Here is a 15737-nt window from a genome sequence, read left to right on the forward strand (position 1 = left end):
GCCGTCAGCCGCCTTTTGAAATCGGCACCCGACGGCCGTAGGTCAGACAGCGCCAAACCCACTCCAGCGGCCCCATGCTGAACCGCGACAACCACAGCGGCGACCAGATCAGCTGCAACGCCCAGACCGCAAGGACCAGGCCCCACATCTGCACATAGTCGGCGCGTCCGAACAGGCGCGGTCCCCAGGGCATGTAGAAGATGGAGGTCATGATCAGGGTCTGGGTCAGATAGTTGGTGAAGGCCATCTGTCCCACCGGCCGCAGCGCCGCCGTGATCCAGGCCGCCCCTCGCGTCGTCGCCAGCACGATCAGGCTGACGTAGGCCAGGGTGACGAAGACGGGGAAGGAGGCGACGACCTCCGCCAGGCCGCGCGTCGGGTGGGTTCCGCCCGGCGCCATCGCCTCGCGCCATTCCAGCACGCCCAGTAGGGCCAGCACGGCGACGCCGACGCCGATCAAGGCGACATAGACCCCGTTGGGCGCCCGGCCGCTGAACACGCCGGCCTTGAACAGACCCAGTCCCAGCATCATCAGGGCCACGGTCGAGAAGACGAACATCGTCAGGCTGGCGCCCTGCAGCAGCAGCCAGTTCTGCAGATTCTGGCCCATCGCCCCGGCCCAGCCGCTGCGATAGGCGGCGATCGACTCCGTCACCATGACGGCGGTGTAATGCGGCCCGCCCTGGTTCATCGCCTCGGTGATCGCCGGCGGCCCGGCGACCATCAGCCAGGTCGCGCCCGCCTGCATTGCGCCCAGCAACAGGGTCACCGCCAGGCCGATCCCGATCAGCGTCCCGGCCCGCATCGACCGCATGAGCATCACAAACAGGCCCGACCAAGCGTAGAGCAGCAGCACGTCGCCATACCAGAAGGCCAGGCCGTGGATCAGGGCGATGACCGCCAGCCAGAACAGGCGGCGTCGCAGCAGTTTACCGCGCGCCGCATCGCCCCGCTCGCCCCCGACCAGATAGATCGAGGCCCCGAACAGCATCGAAAACAGGGTGATGAACTTCTGGTGGAAGAAGACGTCCATTGTCCAGCGCGCCACGGCGTTGGCGCCGGTGACCGGGAACGGGCTCAGGCTGGCGTCCTGATAGACCATGACAGGCAGGCCGAACGAAACGACATTGACCGCCAGGATGCCCAGCACCGCCAGCCCCCGCATGACGTCCAGGCTGGCGATGCGCGAGATCGCCGCGACGGGCGACAGGATCTCCGCCGCATCCTTGTCCGTGTCGTCCATGGTCATTCTCGGATCCCCCAACCCTCGAACTCAGGCGTCAGGCCTGAATGTCAGCCCATGCATTTCAGCTTTTGGGCATCAAGCCCAGTCGATCCTTGACCGCCGGCCGCGCCTCGAAGGCGATGAAGGCGGCGCACAGCCCGGCCCAAAGGGCGTAGCTGACGCCCACGATCATGGCGATGGGCAGGCCGCCGACACCGAAGATCAGCAGGGTTGTCTCGGTCGCGCCCAGGGCCTGCATCACATCGCCAGCCTCGAACCATCCCGTCACGCTCATGCCCAGGGCGACGACGATCTGAACCAGGGCCGCCGCCAGGCCGCCGTACATCATGAAGCGCCAGACGACGCCCAGCCGCGTGCCGGGCCGGCCGTCGCGCTTGCGCTCGTTCAGCACGCGATACAGGGCCAACGGCACGGTGATCAGGCCGATCAGCATCACCACCAGCCGCCAGTCCATGTCGCGACCCGGCAGATAGGCGTGCGGCCGCCAGAAGGGCAGGGTCAACCACAGGGGCGGCCAGGCCGCGCCGGCCAAACAGGCCAGAATCCGAGGCGTCCGCCCGGGCCGCGCGGCGATGGTCGCCTGACCGGGCAGGTCGGAATAGCTCTCGAACCGGCTCATCGCGTCGGCGCCGGCGCAGCGCCGGAATAGTCGTAGAAGCCGCGTCCGCTCTTTCTGCCCAGCCAGCCGGCCTCGACATATTTCACCAGCAGGGGGCAGGGGCGGTATTTGCTGTCGGCCAGGCCGTCATACAGCACGTTCATGATGGCCAGGACGACGTCCAGACCCATGAAGTCGGCCAGTTCCAGCGGGCCCATCGGATGATTGGCGCCCAGGCGCAGGGCCTTGTCGATCGAGGCGACGTTGCCGACGCCTTCATACAGGGCGAAGATCGCCTCGTTCATCATCGGCACCAGGATGCGGTTGACGATGAAGGCGGGAAAATCCTCGGCGTCCGTGGTGGTCTTGCCCAGGCTTTCGGCGAAGGCGACGGCGGCGGAATGGGTCTCGGCCGAGGTGGCGATGCCGCGGATGATCTCCACCAGCTTCATCACCGGCGCCGGCTTCATGAAGTGCAGGCCGACGAACCGGTCCGGCCGGTCCGTCGAAGACGCCAGCCGGGTGATCGAGATGGAAGAGGTGTTGGACGCCAACAGCGTCTGCGGCCCCAGGTGCGGCACGACCTCGGCATAGATGGCCTTCTTGACGGCCTCGTCTTCCAGCGCCGCCTCGATGACCAGATCGGCGCCGGCGACGGCCTCGGCCATCACGTCGCTTGTCGTGATGCGGGCCAGGGCCGCATCGGCGGCGGCCTGATCGACCAGGCCGCGTCCGACATGGCGCGCCAGGCTGGCTGCGATCTCGCCCTGCGCCAGCGGCAGCCGGTCGGCGACGACGTCATAAAGGCGAACCGAATAGCCCCCGAGCGCAACCGCCTGCGCGATGCCTGCGCCCATCTGTCCGGCGCCCAGAATGGCGACTGTGGTGATCGAGGTCATGAACCGTGGTCGAAAGTGGTCGGGCGGGCACCTTTAGAAAGGACGGCGCGCGGCGCAAGAGCGGATCAACCCTCTCGCATCAGATTTCCACCCGCCGTGTCGCCTCAGCCTAGCAACTGGATCAAAGCCGGCTTAGCTGTTGCTACAAACGCAATCCGAATAAATTGCAGCAGCAAGATCACCACGATGGGTGAGATATCGATGCCGCCCAGGTTCGGAATGATGCGGCGGAACGGCTCCAGCAGGGGCGCGGTGACCCGGTCCAGGAAGGTGCCGACCGAATAGACGAAGCGGTTCCGATAGTTGACGACGTCGAACGCCACCAGCCAACTCAGGATCGCTTGGGCGATGATGAACCAGATCATCAGACCGATGATCGTTTCGATTAGCCAAGCAAGCGCAGTGCCCATCTCATTCTCCATTCAGCGAGGGCGCTTCTAGCCTGTTCGCCCCTGCTCCGACAACGGCCGTATCCGACCTGCGCGCTTTGCGCGCACAAGCCCGTTGACACCACGCCCGCCCGCCTTCTATGTCCGCCACGCCTGTGAAACCCGATCCCACGCTGGAAACGGGGCCGTAGCTCAGTTGGTAGAGCGCGTCGTTCGCAATGACGAGGTCAGGGGTTCGACTCCCCTCGGCTCCACCAGGCGTTACATAAGCATTTGATCTGCTTATGAATGTAGCGAAATCAGCCACTTAGATATGCCGAAGCGCCCTGTGTCTGCTACACACGGAGCAATGACCGACATGCCTACAGGACTGATCCGGCGAGGCGGCGCGTACAGCCTCAGACGCCGAGTTCCGAAAGACCTTTTGCCTGCTTACGAGGGCAGAAAGGAGATCGTGCGGGCGCTTGGAACGAAGGACCGCGAGGAAGCCAAACGCCTCCACGCGCTCGCTTGGGTCGCGTTGGATCAGGAATTCGCTGCCGCTCGGCAACACCATTTCGAAGACCCCAACGCCCACATCCTCGCAAAATTAAGACAGATCGAGGAAGCGCGCGCTCGTTTTCCGTCGCCGCCTCAATCCACCACTGGTGAGGAGGTCGAATACGCCCTCGCTAAAATGGCAGAGGACAGCGCTCAAGAGCTTCAGGAAGAGATCGAGTATGAGGGCAGAGCGTTCGAGCGCCAGAAGCTTCTAGCCGTGCTGAATGTGGAGGGGGACAGTCTGAGTAGAGAGGAGCAAGCTCTTCGAGACATCATTGAAGACGCCCAAGCCGCAGTTAGAGCGGCACAATGGCGCGCCGATCAAGCGGACGTGAAAGTCCGAGAAGAAGTCCGCTCTCCCGCTGTGATAGCCAAACCGCCAGCCAAGCTCGCAACGCACGCTACTTCAGAGCTTTCCCTGCTTGCTCTGGTGGAGCAGTGGGCTAATGCACGCCAGCCCACACCGAGGTCTGTGCGAGCCCACACTGCTGTCGCCCAATGGTTCGTGGCGCGGTGTGGCGCGCTTCCTATACAGCGCATCACAAAAGCAGACGTTCGCTCGTTCCTTGCCAAGCTTGACGAGGGAGGAACCTCTCCGGCTAACGCTAAGGTTAAGCTCTCTCGCCTAAGCCCTCTTCTTAGCTTTGCGGCGGACAGGGATACGCACCTGAGGATAAAGACATCTGGTGATGTTCGAGAGCGATCTATCATTCTCGGTTGTTGATGAGGCTGAGTTGAATGACTTAGTTTCCGGTTTATCGCGGCCAACAGGACAGCGCTGGCCGCTAGCCTATGGCCAACCTCGCGTTCCCGAGGGGCATTTCGGTCTTCTTTATGAAGAAGCTCGGGACGAGTTCCGGCCCGTCAAGCCGGTAGCCATAATCGCGGAGCCAAGAGCGCATCGGCGGCTGTACGTTCGATTTTCACAGGTCCGCTCCGATTTATCGCCGCTGAGCGCTTGGTGCCATGTCCTAAGTCCAAGAGCCTTCGATGTCCTAGACGCGCCAATGCGCCGTGCGGACCTGGGGTCATTCGAAGCAGCTTGGTCAGGCCTTGCAATCGCGGAAGCAGCAATCCTTTCAGGCCGCCCGCTTAGTCAAGTTAAGGTTGCCGCGTGCTTAGCTACGCGCAGCTTCGCCATAGGTCGCACCTTAGCGCTCTGGCCACACATACAACTTTCGGACGTTTTGTCGGACTACGAAAGCTTACAGAAGAACGTCAGGCTCGGCGGCAGCTCAGGCTTGGAACGCGTCAGGAGTTCGTTCGAGCCGATCTGGCAAACGTTGGTGGCCTGCGCATCTCCCGATAGATACTATCCGGTTCGGTCCCCACGTTTATGCCGGCCGACCCATCAAAACGTGGGACATCATTGCCTGTGATATCTGCATATCGTCGAACTGGGACGGATTGGTGCCGGAACAGCACCCGCGCCTAATTGAGCACCTAAAGGAACGTGGGGTTGAGATTCGGCTGAATGAACAAGGTTGGCTGCCGATCCCGCCGCGCGGATATTGAGGCTTCACTTTCGCGTCCCTAGCCCGCCCTAGGCTGCAACACAGACGTTCACCTTTGGCCTGAAGGCTCAGGTAGGTTTTGCTCGCTCTCAAATCGGATGCGCTTCGCGTCACCGCAGCGCGACGTAACCCCGCTCGATGACGCGGCGCAGCGCCTCATAGGCTTCGGCCAGTTCGTCGTAGGCTGTGCGGGCGGCGGTCAGGCGGGCGACCTGGTCCGGCGTGACGGCCGAGCCGGAGTGAGCGAGGCGCAGCGATTCCGCGACCCATTTGGCGCGGGCCGTGGCGGTCATGACCGCCAGCTTTTGCAGCGAGCCGGCGTCCACGCCGGTCAGGGCGTGCCCGATCACCTCCTTGTTGGCGACGTAGGCGGCGTAGTCGATCTGCTCCAGCTGCCCGCGCAGGCGGCGCTGTTCGTGCGGATCGGTGTCCTGCGGCTCGAAATGGTCGCTGTGGCGGCGGGTGCTGGACGTCATCTTGGTCGACATGGGCGAGCCCTCCCCGGCCTGTCCTGGCGGTCTGGGCGGCCGCGCGACAAAGAAGGTGCGCCGTCTCGGTTAACGCCGCGTTGCGCTTGGGACCCACGCATCCGATATCGGGGCCACACAGGATCGGAGAAAACCATGGACCTGAAACTGAACGGCAAGCGCGCCCTGATCTGCGGCGGCTCATCCGGCCTTGGCCGCGCCGTGGCGACGGCCCTGGTTGCGGAGGGCGCGCACGTCGCCCTGCTGTCGCGCGATGAAGGCAAGCTTCAGGCCGTGGCGGATGCGCTGAACGCATCCGGGCCGGGCAAGGCAGTCGTGGCAGCGGCGGACTTGGCGGATCATGAGGCGCTGCTGAGGGCGGTGGATCGGGCAGAGGATCTGTTGGGCGGGCCTATCGAAATCCTGCTGAACAACACCGGGGGGCCGCCGCCGTCGGGCGTGTCGGGGCTGGAGCCGGCGGTGTGGCGCGATCATTTCGAATCGATGGTGCTGTCGATCTTCCGCCTGACGGACCGGGTGCTGCCGGCCATGCGGGCGGCTGGCTGGGGGCGAATCCTGAACGTCGCCTCGATCACTGTGGTCGAACCGTCGGCGGCGTTGGGCGTGTCCAACACCCTGCGAGCCTCGGTCGCGGCCTGGGCCAAGACCCTCGCAAATGAGGTCGGACCGGACGGAGTGACGGTCAACACCCTGCTGCCGGGGCGGATCGATACGCCGCGGATTGAAAGGCTGGACCAGGCGACCGCCGAGCGCACCGGCACGACGCCGCAAGAGGCGCGGGCCGAATCCGTCAAATCCATCCCCGTCGGCCGCATCGGCACGACCGAGGAGTTCGGCGCCACCGCCGCCTTCCTGGCCAGTCCGCTGGCGGCCTATGTCACCGGCTCGCTGATCCGACTGGACGGCGGGGCGATCAAGGCGATCTGATCAGCCGGGCGCACGACGGCGCAGCACGCCGCCGAAGGCCACGCGGCTGCGCCCGTAATCCAGAGTGATGCGGCTGAACCGGCTCAGGATATCGGCGCCCAGCAGCAGGGCCGGCTTGTCGATCAGGTCCATGACCTGAAACACATGCAGGTCGGCGAACAGCAGCGGGGTCGGCCCCAGAGATCGTCCCGCGATGTGCAGGGCGGGCGTCGTGCCTGTGCGGGCCGTCACCGCGCCGCCGACGATGCCGACCATGCGCACGGGCTCGGACGGGGCGGCGGCCTGACCGATGTCGATCGCCTGCATCAGGGCCAGATTGCCGATCGAATATTGGGCGCCGCTGTCGATGAAGGCCGCGACCTCCACGCCGGCGACCTCGATCCGGGTCAGGATCAGCTGATTAAAGCGACCGCGACGACCGGCGACCAGGACGTCCTGTTGCTGGGGTCGGGTGGCGTCGGGGCTGGTCGTCAACGCGATGCTGGTCGAGCCCGACGGCGACAGGGCGACCTGGCGGGCGTTTACGTCCAGCGTCAGGCGAAAGCGCGACAGCAGGTCCAGCCCCAGCAGGCCGTCCGCGCCCAAGGCGTCGCGCGGAAAGACCGGCAGGGTCAGATCGGTGAAGCGTCGGCGCCCGATCTCGATCTGCGCCAGTTCGACGGTCGGCGTGACCTCGGCCGCCGTGATTCCGTGCACCACGACCGGGCGGCCGGGCGGCAGGGCCAGGGCCTGGGCCAGCTCGGCCGAGACCGCGCTGCGCTCGGCGCCGGTGTCGATGACGAAGACCTGCTCGACGCTTCCGTTCAGACGCACGCCGACGCCCATTCGCGTCAACAGGTTTTGCAAGAGCCGGACCTGATCGGGCGGGTCTGCTGGGACGACGGTCTCGGCGGACACAAACGGCGCAGCCGCCAGCAGGCCCAGCGCCTCGCGCCGAGACGCTCTCATGCTCGATCCTTCGCCAACCGCTGGCCGCACCCGCCTGTCCTCCTCGGGCTTTCGCCAGGGCAGGGCAGGCTACGCGCTTTTGGCGAAGAGCCTGAGACATATTCTTGTCCGTCGTGTCTCAGCGAGGCTGCGCCTTCCCGCCCGGCGTTCGGCGCCGTCTGGCCAATCGAGGGTTGTCGGCGTATCGTCCCAGCCAAAACAGGAGGATGCGATGCTGACCTTGCTTATGCTGGCCTTGTCCGACCCTGCGGCGGCGTCTTCCAGCGCAATCACCGGCCGGGATCCTGTCGTTGTTTCCGCACCAAGGGAGAACACGCAGCGTTGCGGCGATCCGCTGATGCAGGCTCGGCAAGGCGGCGCAGGCGCCATGACGCTGGATCGATCGCTCGATGACGGACAGGTCCGGCGCTATCTGCTGCTGGACCGGCGCGACCAGAACAACTGCCCCCTGCCGATCAGCTACGCCGTGCCGGATCAGGGAGCCTTGGGTCGAAACCTGATGCCGGCGCAGCCCGATGTCGGCGTGCCGCCGGCTCCGCCCGCGCCGCGTCGCTAGGCGCGGGGATGGGCGGCCGCATAGGCGTTCAAGAGGCGATCCGCATCGACGCCGGTGTATTTCTGGGTCGTCGACAGGCTCGCGTGGCCCAGCAGTTCCTGGATCGACCGCAGATCGGCCCCGGCGCCCAGCAGGTGGGTCGCGAAACTGTGGCGTAGGGCGTGAGGCGTAGTGCGCTCCGGCAGACCTAGCCGGCCGCGCAGCTTCTGGACCGAGGCCTGGACGTGACGGGGGCTCAAGGGGCCGCCGCGGCGCGCGCGGAACAGGGCGTCGGCGGGCTGGAGCGGGAAGGGCAGTAGAGCCAGATAGACGTCCACTGCGGTGCGCACGGCGGGCAGGATCGGCGCGATCCGCGTCTTTGACCCCTTGCCCACGATGCGCAGCGTCTCGCCCAGCGGCGCATCGGTGCGGGTCAGGGAAATGGCCTCGGAGATCCGCAGGCCGCAGCCGTAGAGCAGGGTCAGGACAGCTCTATCACGCGCGGCCTCCCACGGTTCGGCGCCGGGATCGGCGTCCGGTTCGGCCAGCAGGCCGCGCGCCTGATCTTCGGTCACCGGCCGGGGCAGGGACGGCTTGACCTTGGGACCGCGCACCAGGGCCAGCTGCGGGGCGGGCGTGTCCAGCCGCCGGTCGAGGAAAGCGTGAAAACCGCGAATGGCCGACAGGCTCTGGCTAAGCGACCGGGCTGCCAGCGGGTGATCGCCTGAGCGCCGCTCGGCCATGTGGGCGCGGACCTCGGCGGCGGTGATCGTCCCCATGTCCTTTAGCGACAGGGTCTCGCCGCGATGGTGTTCGAGGAAGGCGACATAGAGGCGTCCGATGTGGCCATAGGCCTCCAGCGTGCGCGGCGACAGCCGACGCTCGTGCGCCAGATGATCCAGCCAAGCGCGCAGGGCGTCGGAGGCGGCTAGTTGAGAACCGGCCATCGCTCGGCCATCCGCTCCGTCACCCGCGCCAGGAAGGCTGCCAGTTCGCAGCCCATGTTGGGGGTGAAGCCTTCGGGCTCCGGCGAGCCGAAGGCGCAGATGCAGGGGCGGGGCGGTCCGCCCGGCGTCAGGTGCGGGGCCATGCGGACCAGGGCGATGGACCGCACCTGTTCCTCGGCCGCGCCGAAGAAATTCAGTCCTTGTATCATCGGGCCCAGCCAGGTCAGGCCGTGCTCGCTCAGAAGGTTGTCGACATCGCCCTCTTCCAGGGCGCGCCAGCCGAAGGGTACGCCGCCCGGTTTTTCCAGAGCGATGGCGGCGCCGGCCAAGCCGAACCGCCCCTGCGCCGCCGCGTCCAGACGCCGGGCTAGGTCGGAATGGTTCCGGGCCTCCATCAGATCCAGGGTCGCGACGTGCGTCTGGGTCTGGGCGGCGAAGTTGGCGCGGGCGATCAGTTCGATCTCGCGCCGGGCGCCGGTCTCGCGCTCGACCACGGCCTCCAGTCGTGTCAGGGCGGCGGCGCCAAACTCGACCACGTTGCGGCCGTGCGGCCGCAGACCGATCTCTTCCAGCAGGGAGCGGTCGTCCAGCAGGGTCTGGGGATGGGTCTGCAGCCAGCCGCGCACGTCGGGCCAATGCAAGCCGTCGCCGATATGGGGCGTCGCGTCCGATTCCGACGTTTCGAAAAGGTCCAACGAGCCGCTCAAACAGACCTCTCCGGGAACCGCGATGCTACAGAATAGACTGACCCGTCTTGGCCCAGTCCGCCACGAAGGCATCAAGACCCTTGTCGGTTAACGGGTGGTTCACCAAGGCCTTAAATGTGTCGGCGCCGAAGGTGGCGGCGTCCGATCCTGCGACGGCGGCCGCGGCGACATGGCCCACATTGCGCAGGGACGCGGCCAGGATCTGGGTCTCGAAACCATGGACGTCATACAGGACGCGGATTTCTTCCAGCAGGCCGATGCCGTCGGCGCCGTTGTCTTCCAGACGTCCGACGAACGGCGAGACGAAGGTGGCGCCGGCCTTGGCGGCCAGCAGCGCCTGGGCGACCGAGAAGCACAGGGTGACGTTGGTCTTGATGCCCTTGTCGGTGAAGACGCGGCAGGCGCGCAGGCCGTCCCAGGTCAGGGGCAGTTTCACCACCACGTTCGGGGCGATGGCGGCCAGCTTGTCGCCTTCCTTGACCATGGTCTCGAAATCGAGCGAGACGGCCTCGGCGGAAATAGGCCCCTCGACCAGGGCGCAGATTTCGGCGATGACCTCGGCGATGTTCCGACCCGACTTGGCGATCAGCGACGGATTGGTGGTGACGCCATCCACCATTCCGGTGGGGACCATGTCCTTGATGACGGCGACGTCGGCGGTATCGAGAAAGAGTTTCATGGGCGGCTTCATAGCCGAGGGCGCAGTTCGGTGAAAGTCGCCTCGGTCCTCATTCCCCTGCCGGTGCCGGAGGCCTTCGACTACGAGGTTCCCGAGGCGCTGAGCCTGGCCCACGGAGACTTGGCGCGGGGCGATCAGGTCGCCGTGCCGCTGGGGCCGCGCCTGATCCGGGGCGTGGTGTCCGAGGTGTTCGAAACCACAGGCTCAAACCGGCGACTGAAGGCGATCGACAGCCGCCTGGACGATCCGCCGCTACCTGCGGGCGTGATGGATTTCGTGGAATGGGCCGGACGCTGGACCCTGTCGGCGCCGGGCGAGATGGCGGCGACGGCGTTGAAGGGCTTGCGCGCGCCTCGACCCCGGCCGGAACGCCGGGTGCGACGCCTAGGCGAGCGGTCACCGTCGCGCGCCACCCCGGCCCGGACGGGCGTGCTGGAGGCCCTGGGCGATCGCGCCATGCCGCCGGCCGACCTGGCGCGGGCGGCGGGCGTGTCATCGGGCGTGGTTAAGGGCCTGATCGATGAGGGCGTGCTGGAGATCATCGAGATCGCGGCCGAGGCGGCGTTCGACCGGCCCGACCCCGACCATGCGCCCGCCGCGTTGAACGGCGACCAGGCGGCGTCGGCGACGGCGATGGCGGAGGGCGTAGCGGGTGGCGACTTCCGCCCCTTCCTCCTGGATGGGGTGACGGGATCGGGCAAGACCGAGGCCTATCTGGAGGCGATCGCGCGGGTGCTGCGGGCCGATCCGGCCGCGCAAATCCTCATCCTGCTGCCCGAGATCGCTCTGACCCAGGCCCTGATCGAGCGGATCACGGCCCGGTTCGGCGCCGCCCCCGCCGAATGGCATTCCGGCGTCGCCCCGCCGCGCCGTCGTCAGGTGTGGGAGGCGGTTGTCGCCGGGCGCTGCAACATCGTGGTCGGGGCGCGTTCGGCCCTGTTTCTGCCCTTCATCAATCTGCGCCTGATCGTCGTGGACGAGGAGCACGACGGCTCGTTCAAGCAGGAGGAGGGTCTGGTCTATCACGGCCGCGACCTGGCCGTGGCGCGGGCGCGGATCGAGGGGGCGGCGGTGGTCCTGGCCTCTGCGACGCCGTCGCTGGAGACGCTGTGGAACGCGCAGAGCGGGCGCTACGACTGGCTGAAGCTTGGCGCGCGGCACGGGACGGCGGTCCTGCCGGACATCGCCCTGCTGGACCTGAGGCAGAACACGCCCGACCCGCAGACCTGGCTGTCGCAGCCGCTGCGCCTGGCCATCGGCGAAACCCTGCTACGGGGTGAGCAGACCCTGCTCTTCCTGAACCGGCGCGGCTATGCTCCTGTGGTCCTGTGCCGCGCCTGCGGCCATCGGCTGACGGCGCCGGACACCGACAGCTGGCTGGTCGAGCATCGCTATACCGGGCGGCTGGTCTGTCACCTGACCGGCTTTTCGATGGCTCGGCCCAAGCTGTGCCCCTCGTGCGGGGCCGAGGATTCGCTGGTCTCGGTCGGGCCAGGGGTCGAGCGGGTCGAGGAAGAGGTGCGCCAGCTGTTCCCCGAGGCGCGCACCGCGGTCTTCAGCTCCGACACCGCGCCGGACGCCCGATCGGCCCGCGCCCTGATCCAGAAGATGACGGACGGGGAGATCGACATTCTGGTGGCGACGCAGGCTGCGGCCAAGGGCCACAACTTCCCGCGCCTGACGCTGGTGGGCGTGGTGGATGCGGACCTGGGCCTGCGGGGCGGCGACCTGCGCGCGGCCGAGCGGACGTATCAGCTTTTGGCCCAGGCGACGGGCCGGGCGGGTCGGGCGGACCGGCCGGGGCGGGCGCTGCTTCAGACCTGGACGCCCGAGCATCCGGTGCTGATGGCGCTAGCGGCCGGCGATCGCGACGCCTTCGTCGAGGCGGAAATGGCCGAGCGCGAAGCCGCGTCCCTGCCGCCCTATGGCCGGCTGGCGGCGATCATCCTGTCCAGTGAGAATGCGGCCGCCGTCGAGAAGACGGCGAACAACTTGGCCCAGGCCATTCCCAACGCCGAGCGGCTGGAGGTCTATGGCCCCGCTGACGCGCCGCTCGCCCTGGTGCGGGGACGCCGGCGCAAACGGCTGCTGGTGCGAGCCGATCGGGACGTGAACCTCCAGGCCTTCCTGCGCGCGTGGCTTCAGCGGGTGAAGGTGCCGGGCTCCGTCCGCCTGACGGTGGACGTGGATCCCTATTCCTTCCTCTAGAGGCGGAAGTCAGACCGCCATAACGGTCCCAAGCAGAAGGCGGGCGCCGGGGCGGCCCAGGGTGGCGTTGGTCGCCGCCTGAAGCGCGGCCGACAGCTGGTCGATGTCGGGCACCACGCCGGGACGCAGCCCGTTGGCGAAGCGCTGAGCGGCGGTGTTGTAGGCGGCGCGCAGGCGCGGCGCGGACTGCTGGGCGCGGGTGCGAAGGGTCGCATCGGGCACGTCGACCCCGGTTTCGATGGTCAGCACGCCCCGCCGGCCGCTGGCCTGGATGATCGAGGCGGTGATGACCGGCAGACGGACATAGGTGTCGGCCGACGGCGCCGCGCCGCCGCTCGAAGCGCGGGCGGGTGTCGAAGCGGCGGCCGTCGCGACGACGGCGAGACCGAGAAGAGCGCGGCGTTCCATGCCGACAGCCCTAGCGCCAATCCCTTAACTCGCAGTTGCTTGATCGGGAGCGCCCACCGGCATGGGTTGCAGGTCCAGCAGCGCGAACAGTCGCGCGTCCTCGTCCTGGTCGGGATTGGGGGTGGTCAGCAGCTTGCCGCCGACGAAGATGGAGTTGGCGCCGGCCAGGAAGCACAGGGCCTGCAGCTCCGGGCTCATGGTCTCGCGCCCGGCCGAGAGGCGCACCATCGCCTTGGGGCAGACCAGTCGGGCGACGGCGACGGTGCGGACGAACTCGATCGGATCGATCTCGCCGGTTTTCAGGACGCGTTCGCCCAGCGGCGTTCCCGTGACGGGGACCAGTGCGTTGACCGGCAGGCTGTCGGGATGGACCGGCAGGGTCGCCAGGGCGTGCAGCAGGCCGGCGCGATCCCGCCGCGCCTCGCCCATGCCCACGATGCCGCCGCAGCAGGTGCTCATCCCCGCGTCGCGAACGTGCTCCAGCGTGTCCAGTCGGTCCTGATAGCTGCGGGTGGTGACGACCTCGGCATAGTAGTCGGGGCCGGTGTCGAGGTTGTGATTGTAGTAGTCGAGCCCCGCGTCCTTGAGCTGTTTGGCCTGATCGGCGGTCAGCATCCCCAGGGTGGCGCAGGTTTCTAGCCCCAGGGCCTTCACGCCCGAGATCATCGCCGCCAGCTTGGGTGTGTCGCGATCCTTCAGGTCTCGCCAGGCTGCGCCCATGCAGAAGCGACTGGCGCCCCCGGCCTTGGCGGCCATGGCCTCGGCGATGACCGCGCTCGGCTCCATCAGCTTCTCGGCCTTCAGCCCGGTCTTGAAGCTGGCCGATTGCGAGCAGTAGCCGCAGTTCTCGGCGCAGCCGCCGGTCTTGATCGACAGCAGTTGCGACTTCTGAACTTGGTTGGGGTCGAACCAGCGGCGGTGGACGGTGGCGGCGTCGAACACCAGTTCCATGAAGGGGCGAGCGAACAACGCCTCCACCTCCTCCAGCGTCCAGTCGTGGCGGGGTTGCGCCGCGTCGAGGCGGGCTTGAACGGGGCGGGACAGATCATCGGCCATATCCCACGACTAGCATTCGCCGACCGTTCGAGGAAAGCTGTCGCTAGGCCGCGTGACGCGCCTGAGGCCGGTAAGGCGCGTCCGTTTCGTTGAAGCGGAAGCTGGCGATCTGGCGGGAGAGGGTCTCGGCCTCGTTGGCCAGCTGGCGGCTGGCGGCGGTGGCCTGTTCGGTCATGGCGGCGTTCTGCTGGGTGATTTCGTCCAGTTGGCCGAGGGCCTGGCGCACCTCCGACAAGCGGTCGGCCTGATGCCGTGACGCCGCCGCCATGCCGCCGGCCAGATCGTCGACCGCCGCGACCCGCTGGCCGATGCTGTGCAAGGACTGGCCCGCGCGTTCAACCAGCTCGACGCCACGCGCCACCTGGGCGGCCGAGGTGGCGATCAGGGTGCGGATTTCGCCGGAGGCCTCAGCGGAGCGCTGAGCCAGGGCGCGGACCTCGGTCGCCACGACGGCGAAGCCGCGACCGGCCTCGCCCGCGCGAGCCGCCTCCACGCCGGCGTTCAGGGCCAGCAGATTGGTCTGGAAGGCGATCTCGTCGATCAGGGAGGTGAAGCGCGCGATCTCGACGGACGAGTCGCGAATGGCGGTCATGGCCTGGGTCGTCTCGTCGACGACGGCCTCGCCATGTTCGACGTCGCGACGAACGGCGACGACGGCCTGGGCGGTATTCTGGGCCCCCATCGCCGCCTGTTCGACGCCTTCGGCGATCTCCTCAGTCGTGGCGGCGGTGCGCTCAAGCCCGGCCGCCTGGCGTTCGGTGCGGTTGGCCAGGTCGTTGGAGGCCGTGGCGAGTTCGTCCGAACCCGTGCGAACCGCCTGGGCGCCTTCGGCCACAGCGCCAAAGGCCTGGCGCAGGCTGGCTGTGGCTGCGTTGAAGTCGGTCTTGAGCGTTTCATACTCAGGCGGGAAATCGGCCTGAACCTCCACGGCCAAATCGCCGCCGGCCAGCATCTTCAGCGCCTGGCCCAAGGCGGCGACCACTTGCGCCTGCTCGGCGTCCGCCTTGGCCTTGGCGGCGGCGACCTGATCCCGCTCGGTCTGCAGGGCGTCCAGATAGGTGGAGATCGCCAGGTCCATGTCCAACAGGGCGCGCTGGCTCAGTTCGGCGACGGCCTCGCCGGTCGTGCGGTCGTGGGCGGCGCCGGCGAGGGGCTTGCGCGGGCGGGTCGCCACCGCCTTGATCAGTTCGGCCAGCAGCACGCCGTAGCCGCCGATATACCAGCGCGGTTCCAGCCCGATCCGGGCGTGGGCGCGGCCGATGGCGGTGACGGCGCGGCCGTAGTCATCATCGACCCGACCCTCGATGATGGCGTCCCAATGACCCACCTGAGCGGATTTGGCCCGGTTGATATGGGCTTCGTCGCGGAAGAAACGCCGCGTCTCGGGGGTGGCGCGGATGCGGTCGTAGAAGGCGTCGAGGGCGCCCGGCGCTGCGGCTCGCAGAATGTCCTGCATGGCGCGATAGGCTGGCGTGGGCTGCGACAGGCCGGCGAAGGTCGTGCGTTGCTGAATCTGGACTTCGGACATCGGCTTGTACTCTCACGAACTGGCCGGACGCCCCCGTCACGGCGATACCCCTGTAGCCAGTAAGGCTTTTGCAGCCGTTAACGCAGAGCTTGGGTTTTGGCGGATCGTATAAGGATATCT

General features: G+C 67.3%; 16 protein-coding genes and 1 tRNA gene. 5 read left to right on the top strand and 12 right to left on the bottom strand.

From position 1 onward, the window contains the following. Positions 1 to 4 precede the first annotated feature (4 nt). The 4 genes from O2K97_RS03305 to O2K97_RS03320 form a co-directional block, all read right to left on the bottom strand. Positions 5 to 1249, bottom strand: coding sequence for a DUF418 domain-containing protein (locus O2K97_RS03305; RefSeq protein ID WP_269220437.1), 1245 nt, complete (start codon positions 1247 to 1249; stop codon positions 5 to 7). A gap of 58 nt (positions 1250 to 1307) precedes the next feature. Further along, complete coding sequence (locus tag O2K97_RS03310) at positions 1308 to 1865, bottom strand: phthalate transporter (protein ID WP_269220438.1); 558 nt, start codon at positions 1863 to 1865, stop codon at positions 1308 to 1310. Further along, a complete protein-coding gene (locus O2K97_RS03315; RefSeq protein ID WP_017504976.1) occupies positions 1862 to 2743 on the bottom strand; it encodes a 3-hydroxybutyryl-CoA dehydrogenase in 882 nt (293 codons plus the stop codon). The genes O2K97_RS03310 and O2K97_RS03315 overlap by 4 nt, the downstream gene beginning before the upstream one ends. A 104-nt stretch (positions 2744 to 2847) precedes the next feature. Continuing rightward, entirely contained in the window at positions 2848 to 3153 is a 306-nt protein-coding gene (locus O2K97_RS03320) for a YggT family protein (RefSeq protein WP_269220439.1), read from the bottom strand. A gap of 160 nt (positions 3154 to 3313) precedes the next feature. Between O2K97_RS03320 and O2K97_RS03325 the strand changes: the two genes are divergently transcribed. Both O2K97_RS03325 and O2K97_RS03330 read left to right on the top strand, forming a co-directional pair. Next, positions 3314 to 3389: transfer RNA gene (locus tag O2K97_RS03325), tRNA-Ala, on the top strand. 92 nt (positions 3390 to 3481) lie between these two features. Then, a complete protein-coding gene (locus O2K97_RS03330; protein WP_269220440.1) occupies positions 3482 to 4396 on the top strand; it encodes a DUF6538 domain-containing protein in 915 nt (304 codons plus the stop codon). 900 nt (positions 4397 to 5296) lie between these two features. Here the strand turns inward: O2K97_RS03330 and O2K97_RS03335 are convergent. Beyond that, positions 5297 to 5674, bottom strand: coding sequence for a hypothetical protein (locus O2K97_RS03335; protein ID WP_055754368.1), 378 nt, complete (start codon positions 5672 to 5674; stop codon positions 5297 to 5299). A 135-nt stretch (positions 5675 to 5809) separates the two neighbouring features. Here O2K97_RS03335 and O2K97_RS03340 point away from each other — a divergent pair, with 135 nt between their 5' ends. After that, a complete protein-coding gene (locus O2K97_RS03340) occupies positions 5810 to 6601 on the top strand; it encodes an SDR family oxidoreductase (RefSeq protein WP_269220441.1) in 792 nt (263 codons plus the stop codon). On the opposite strand, the gene O2K97_RS03345 is transcribed toward O2K97_RS03340, so the two are convergent. Next, complete coding sequence (locus O2K97_RS03345; protein WP_269220442.1) at positions 6602 to 7549, bottom strand: aspartyl protease family protein; 948 nt, start codon at positions 7547 to 7549, stop codon at positions 6602 to 6604. Between the two features lie 211 nt (positions 7550 to 7760). Between O2K97_RS03345 and O2K97_RS03350 the strand changes: the two genes are divergently transcribed. Next, positions 7761 to 8105 (top strand): hypothetical protein, encoded by a 345-nt coding sequence (locus O2K97_RS03350; RefSeq protein WP_269220443.1) that lies wholly within the window; start codon positions 7761 to 7763, stop codon positions 8103 to 8105. On the opposite strand, the gene O2K97_RS03355 is transcribed toward O2K97_RS03350, so the two are convergent. The 3 genes from O2K97_RS03355 to fsa are packed head-to-tail and all read right to left on the bottom strand — an operon-like array spanning position 8102 to position 10417. Beyond that, positions 8102 to 9031 (bottom strand): tyrosine recombinase XerC, encoded by a 930-nt coding sequence (locus tag O2K97_RS03355; protein ID WP_269220444.1) that lies wholly within the window; start codon positions 9029 to 9031, stop codon positions 8102 to 8104. The genes O2K97_RS03350 and O2K97_RS03355 overlap by 4 nt on opposite strands. After that, positions 9013 to 9726 (bottom strand): DUF484 family protein, encoded by a 714-nt coding sequence (locus tag O2K97_RS03360; protein ID WP_269220445.1) that lies wholly within the window; start codon positions 9724 to 9726, stop codon positions 9013 to 9015. The genes O2K97_RS03355 and O2K97_RS03360 overlap by 19 nt, the downstream gene beginning before the upstream one ends. 37 nt (positions 9727 to 9763) lie before the next feature. Then, positions 9764 to 10417, bottom strand: coding sequence for a fructose-6-phosphate aldolase (fsa, locus tag O2K97_RS03365; RefSeq protein WP_269220446.1), 654 nt, complete (start codon positions 10415 to 10417; stop codon positions 9764 to 9766). Positions 10418 to 10447: 30 nt separating this feature from the next. Here fsa and O2K97_RS03370 point away from each other — a divergent pair, with 30 nt between their 5' ends. Then, positions 10448 to 12625 carry a primosomal protein N' gene (locus O2K97_RS03370; RefSeq protein WP_269220447.1) on the top strand — a complete coding sequence of 726 codons (2178 nt, stop codon included), beginning with the start codon at positions 10448 to 10450 and terminating at the stop codon, positions 12623 to 12625. Between the two features lie 9 nt (positions 12626 to 12634). Here O2K97_RS03370 and O2K97_RS03375 read toward each other — a convergent pair whose 3' ends face one another. The 3 genes from O2K97_RS03375 to O2K97_RS03385 are packed head-to-tail and all read right to left on the bottom strand — an operon-like array spanning position 12635 to position 15617. Continuing rightward, complete coding sequence (locus O2K97_RS03375) at positions 12635 to 13033, bottom strand: Tat pathway signal protein (RefSeq protein WP_269220448.1); 399 nt, start codon at positions 13031 to 13033, stop codon at positions 12635 to 12637. A gap of 24 nt (positions 13034 to 13057) precedes the next feature. Then, a complete protein-coding gene (bioB, locus tag O2K97_RS03380) occupies positions 13058 to 14089 on the bottom strand; it encodes a biotin synthase BioB (protein WP_269220449.1) in 1032 nt (343 codons plus the stop codon). 43 nt (positions 14090 to 14132) lie between these two features. After that, positions 14133 to 15617 (bottom strand): methyl-accepting chemotaxis protein, encoded by a 1485-nt coding sequence (locus O2K97_RS03385; protein WP_269220450.1) that lies wholly within the window; start codon positions 15615 to 15617, stop codon positions 14133 to 14135. Positions 15618 to 15737 lie beyond the last annotated feature (120 nt).

The organism is Brevundimonas vesicularis, from assembly GCF_027105095.1.
In the GTDB taxonomy this organism is placed as follows: Bacteria; Pseudomonadota; Alphaproteobacteria; order Caulobacterales; family Caulobacteraceae; genus Brevundimonas; species Brevundimonas vesicularis_E.

Bases quoted from the DNA above. Each gene is read 5' to 3' on its own strand.
- O2K97_RS03305 (WP_269220437.1), bottom strand. From the start codon at position 1,249: ATGACCATGGACGACACGGACAAGGATGCGGCGGAGATCCTGTCGCCC.
- O2K97_RS03310 (WP_269220438.1), bottom strand. From the start codon at position 1,865: ATGAGCCGGTTCGAGAGCTATTCCGACCTGCCCGGTCAGGCGACCATC.
- O2K97_RS03315 (WP_017504976.1), bottom strand. From the start codon at position 2,743: ATGACCTCGATCACCACAGTCGCCATTCTGGGCGCCGGACAGATGGGC.
- O2K97_RS03320 (WP_269220439.1), bottom strand. From the start codon at position 3,153: ATGGGCACTGCGCTTGCTTGGCTAATCGAAACGATCATCGGTCTGATG.
- O2K97_RS03330 (WP_269220440.1), top strand. From the start codon at position 3,482: ATGACCGACATGCCTACAGGACTGATCCGGCGAGGCGGCGCGTACAGC.
- O2K97_RS03335 (WP_055754368.1), bottom strand. From the start codon at position 5,674: ATGTCGACCAAGATGACGTCCAGCACCCGCCGCCACAGCGACCATTTC.
- O2K97_RS03340 (WP_269220441.1), top strand. From the start codon at position 5,810: ATGGACCTGAAACTGAACGGCAAGCGCGCCCTGATCTGCGGCGGCTCA.
- O2K97_RS03345 (WP_269220442.1), bottom strand. From the start codon at position 7,549: ATGAGAGCGTCTCGGCGCGAGGCGCTGGGCCTGCTGGCGGCTGCGCCG.
- O2K97_RS03350 (WP_269220443.1), top strand. From the start codon at position 7,761: ATGCTGACCTTGCTTATGCTGGCCTTGTCCGACCCTGCGGCGGCGTCT.
- O2K97_RS03355 (WP_269220444.1), bottom strand. From the start codon at position 9,031: ATGGCCGGTTCTCAACTAGCCGCCTCCGACGCCCTGCGCGCTTGGCTG.
- fsa (WP_269220446.1), bottom strand. From the start codon at position 10,417: ATGAAACTCTTTCTCGATACCGCCGACGTCGCCGTCATCAAGGACATG.
- O2K97_RS03375 (WP_269220448.1), bottom strand. From the start codon at position 13,033: ATGGAACGCCGCGCTCTTCTCGGTCTCGCCGTCGTCGCGACGGCCGCC.
- bioB (WP_269220449.1), bottom strand. From the start codon at position 14,089: ATGGCCGATGATCTGTCCCGCCCCGTTCAAGCCCGCCTCGACGCGGCG.
- O2K97_RS03385 (WP_269220450.1), bottom strand. From the start codon at position 15,617: ATGTCCGAAGTCCAGATTCAGCAACGCACGACCTTCGCCGGCCTGTCG.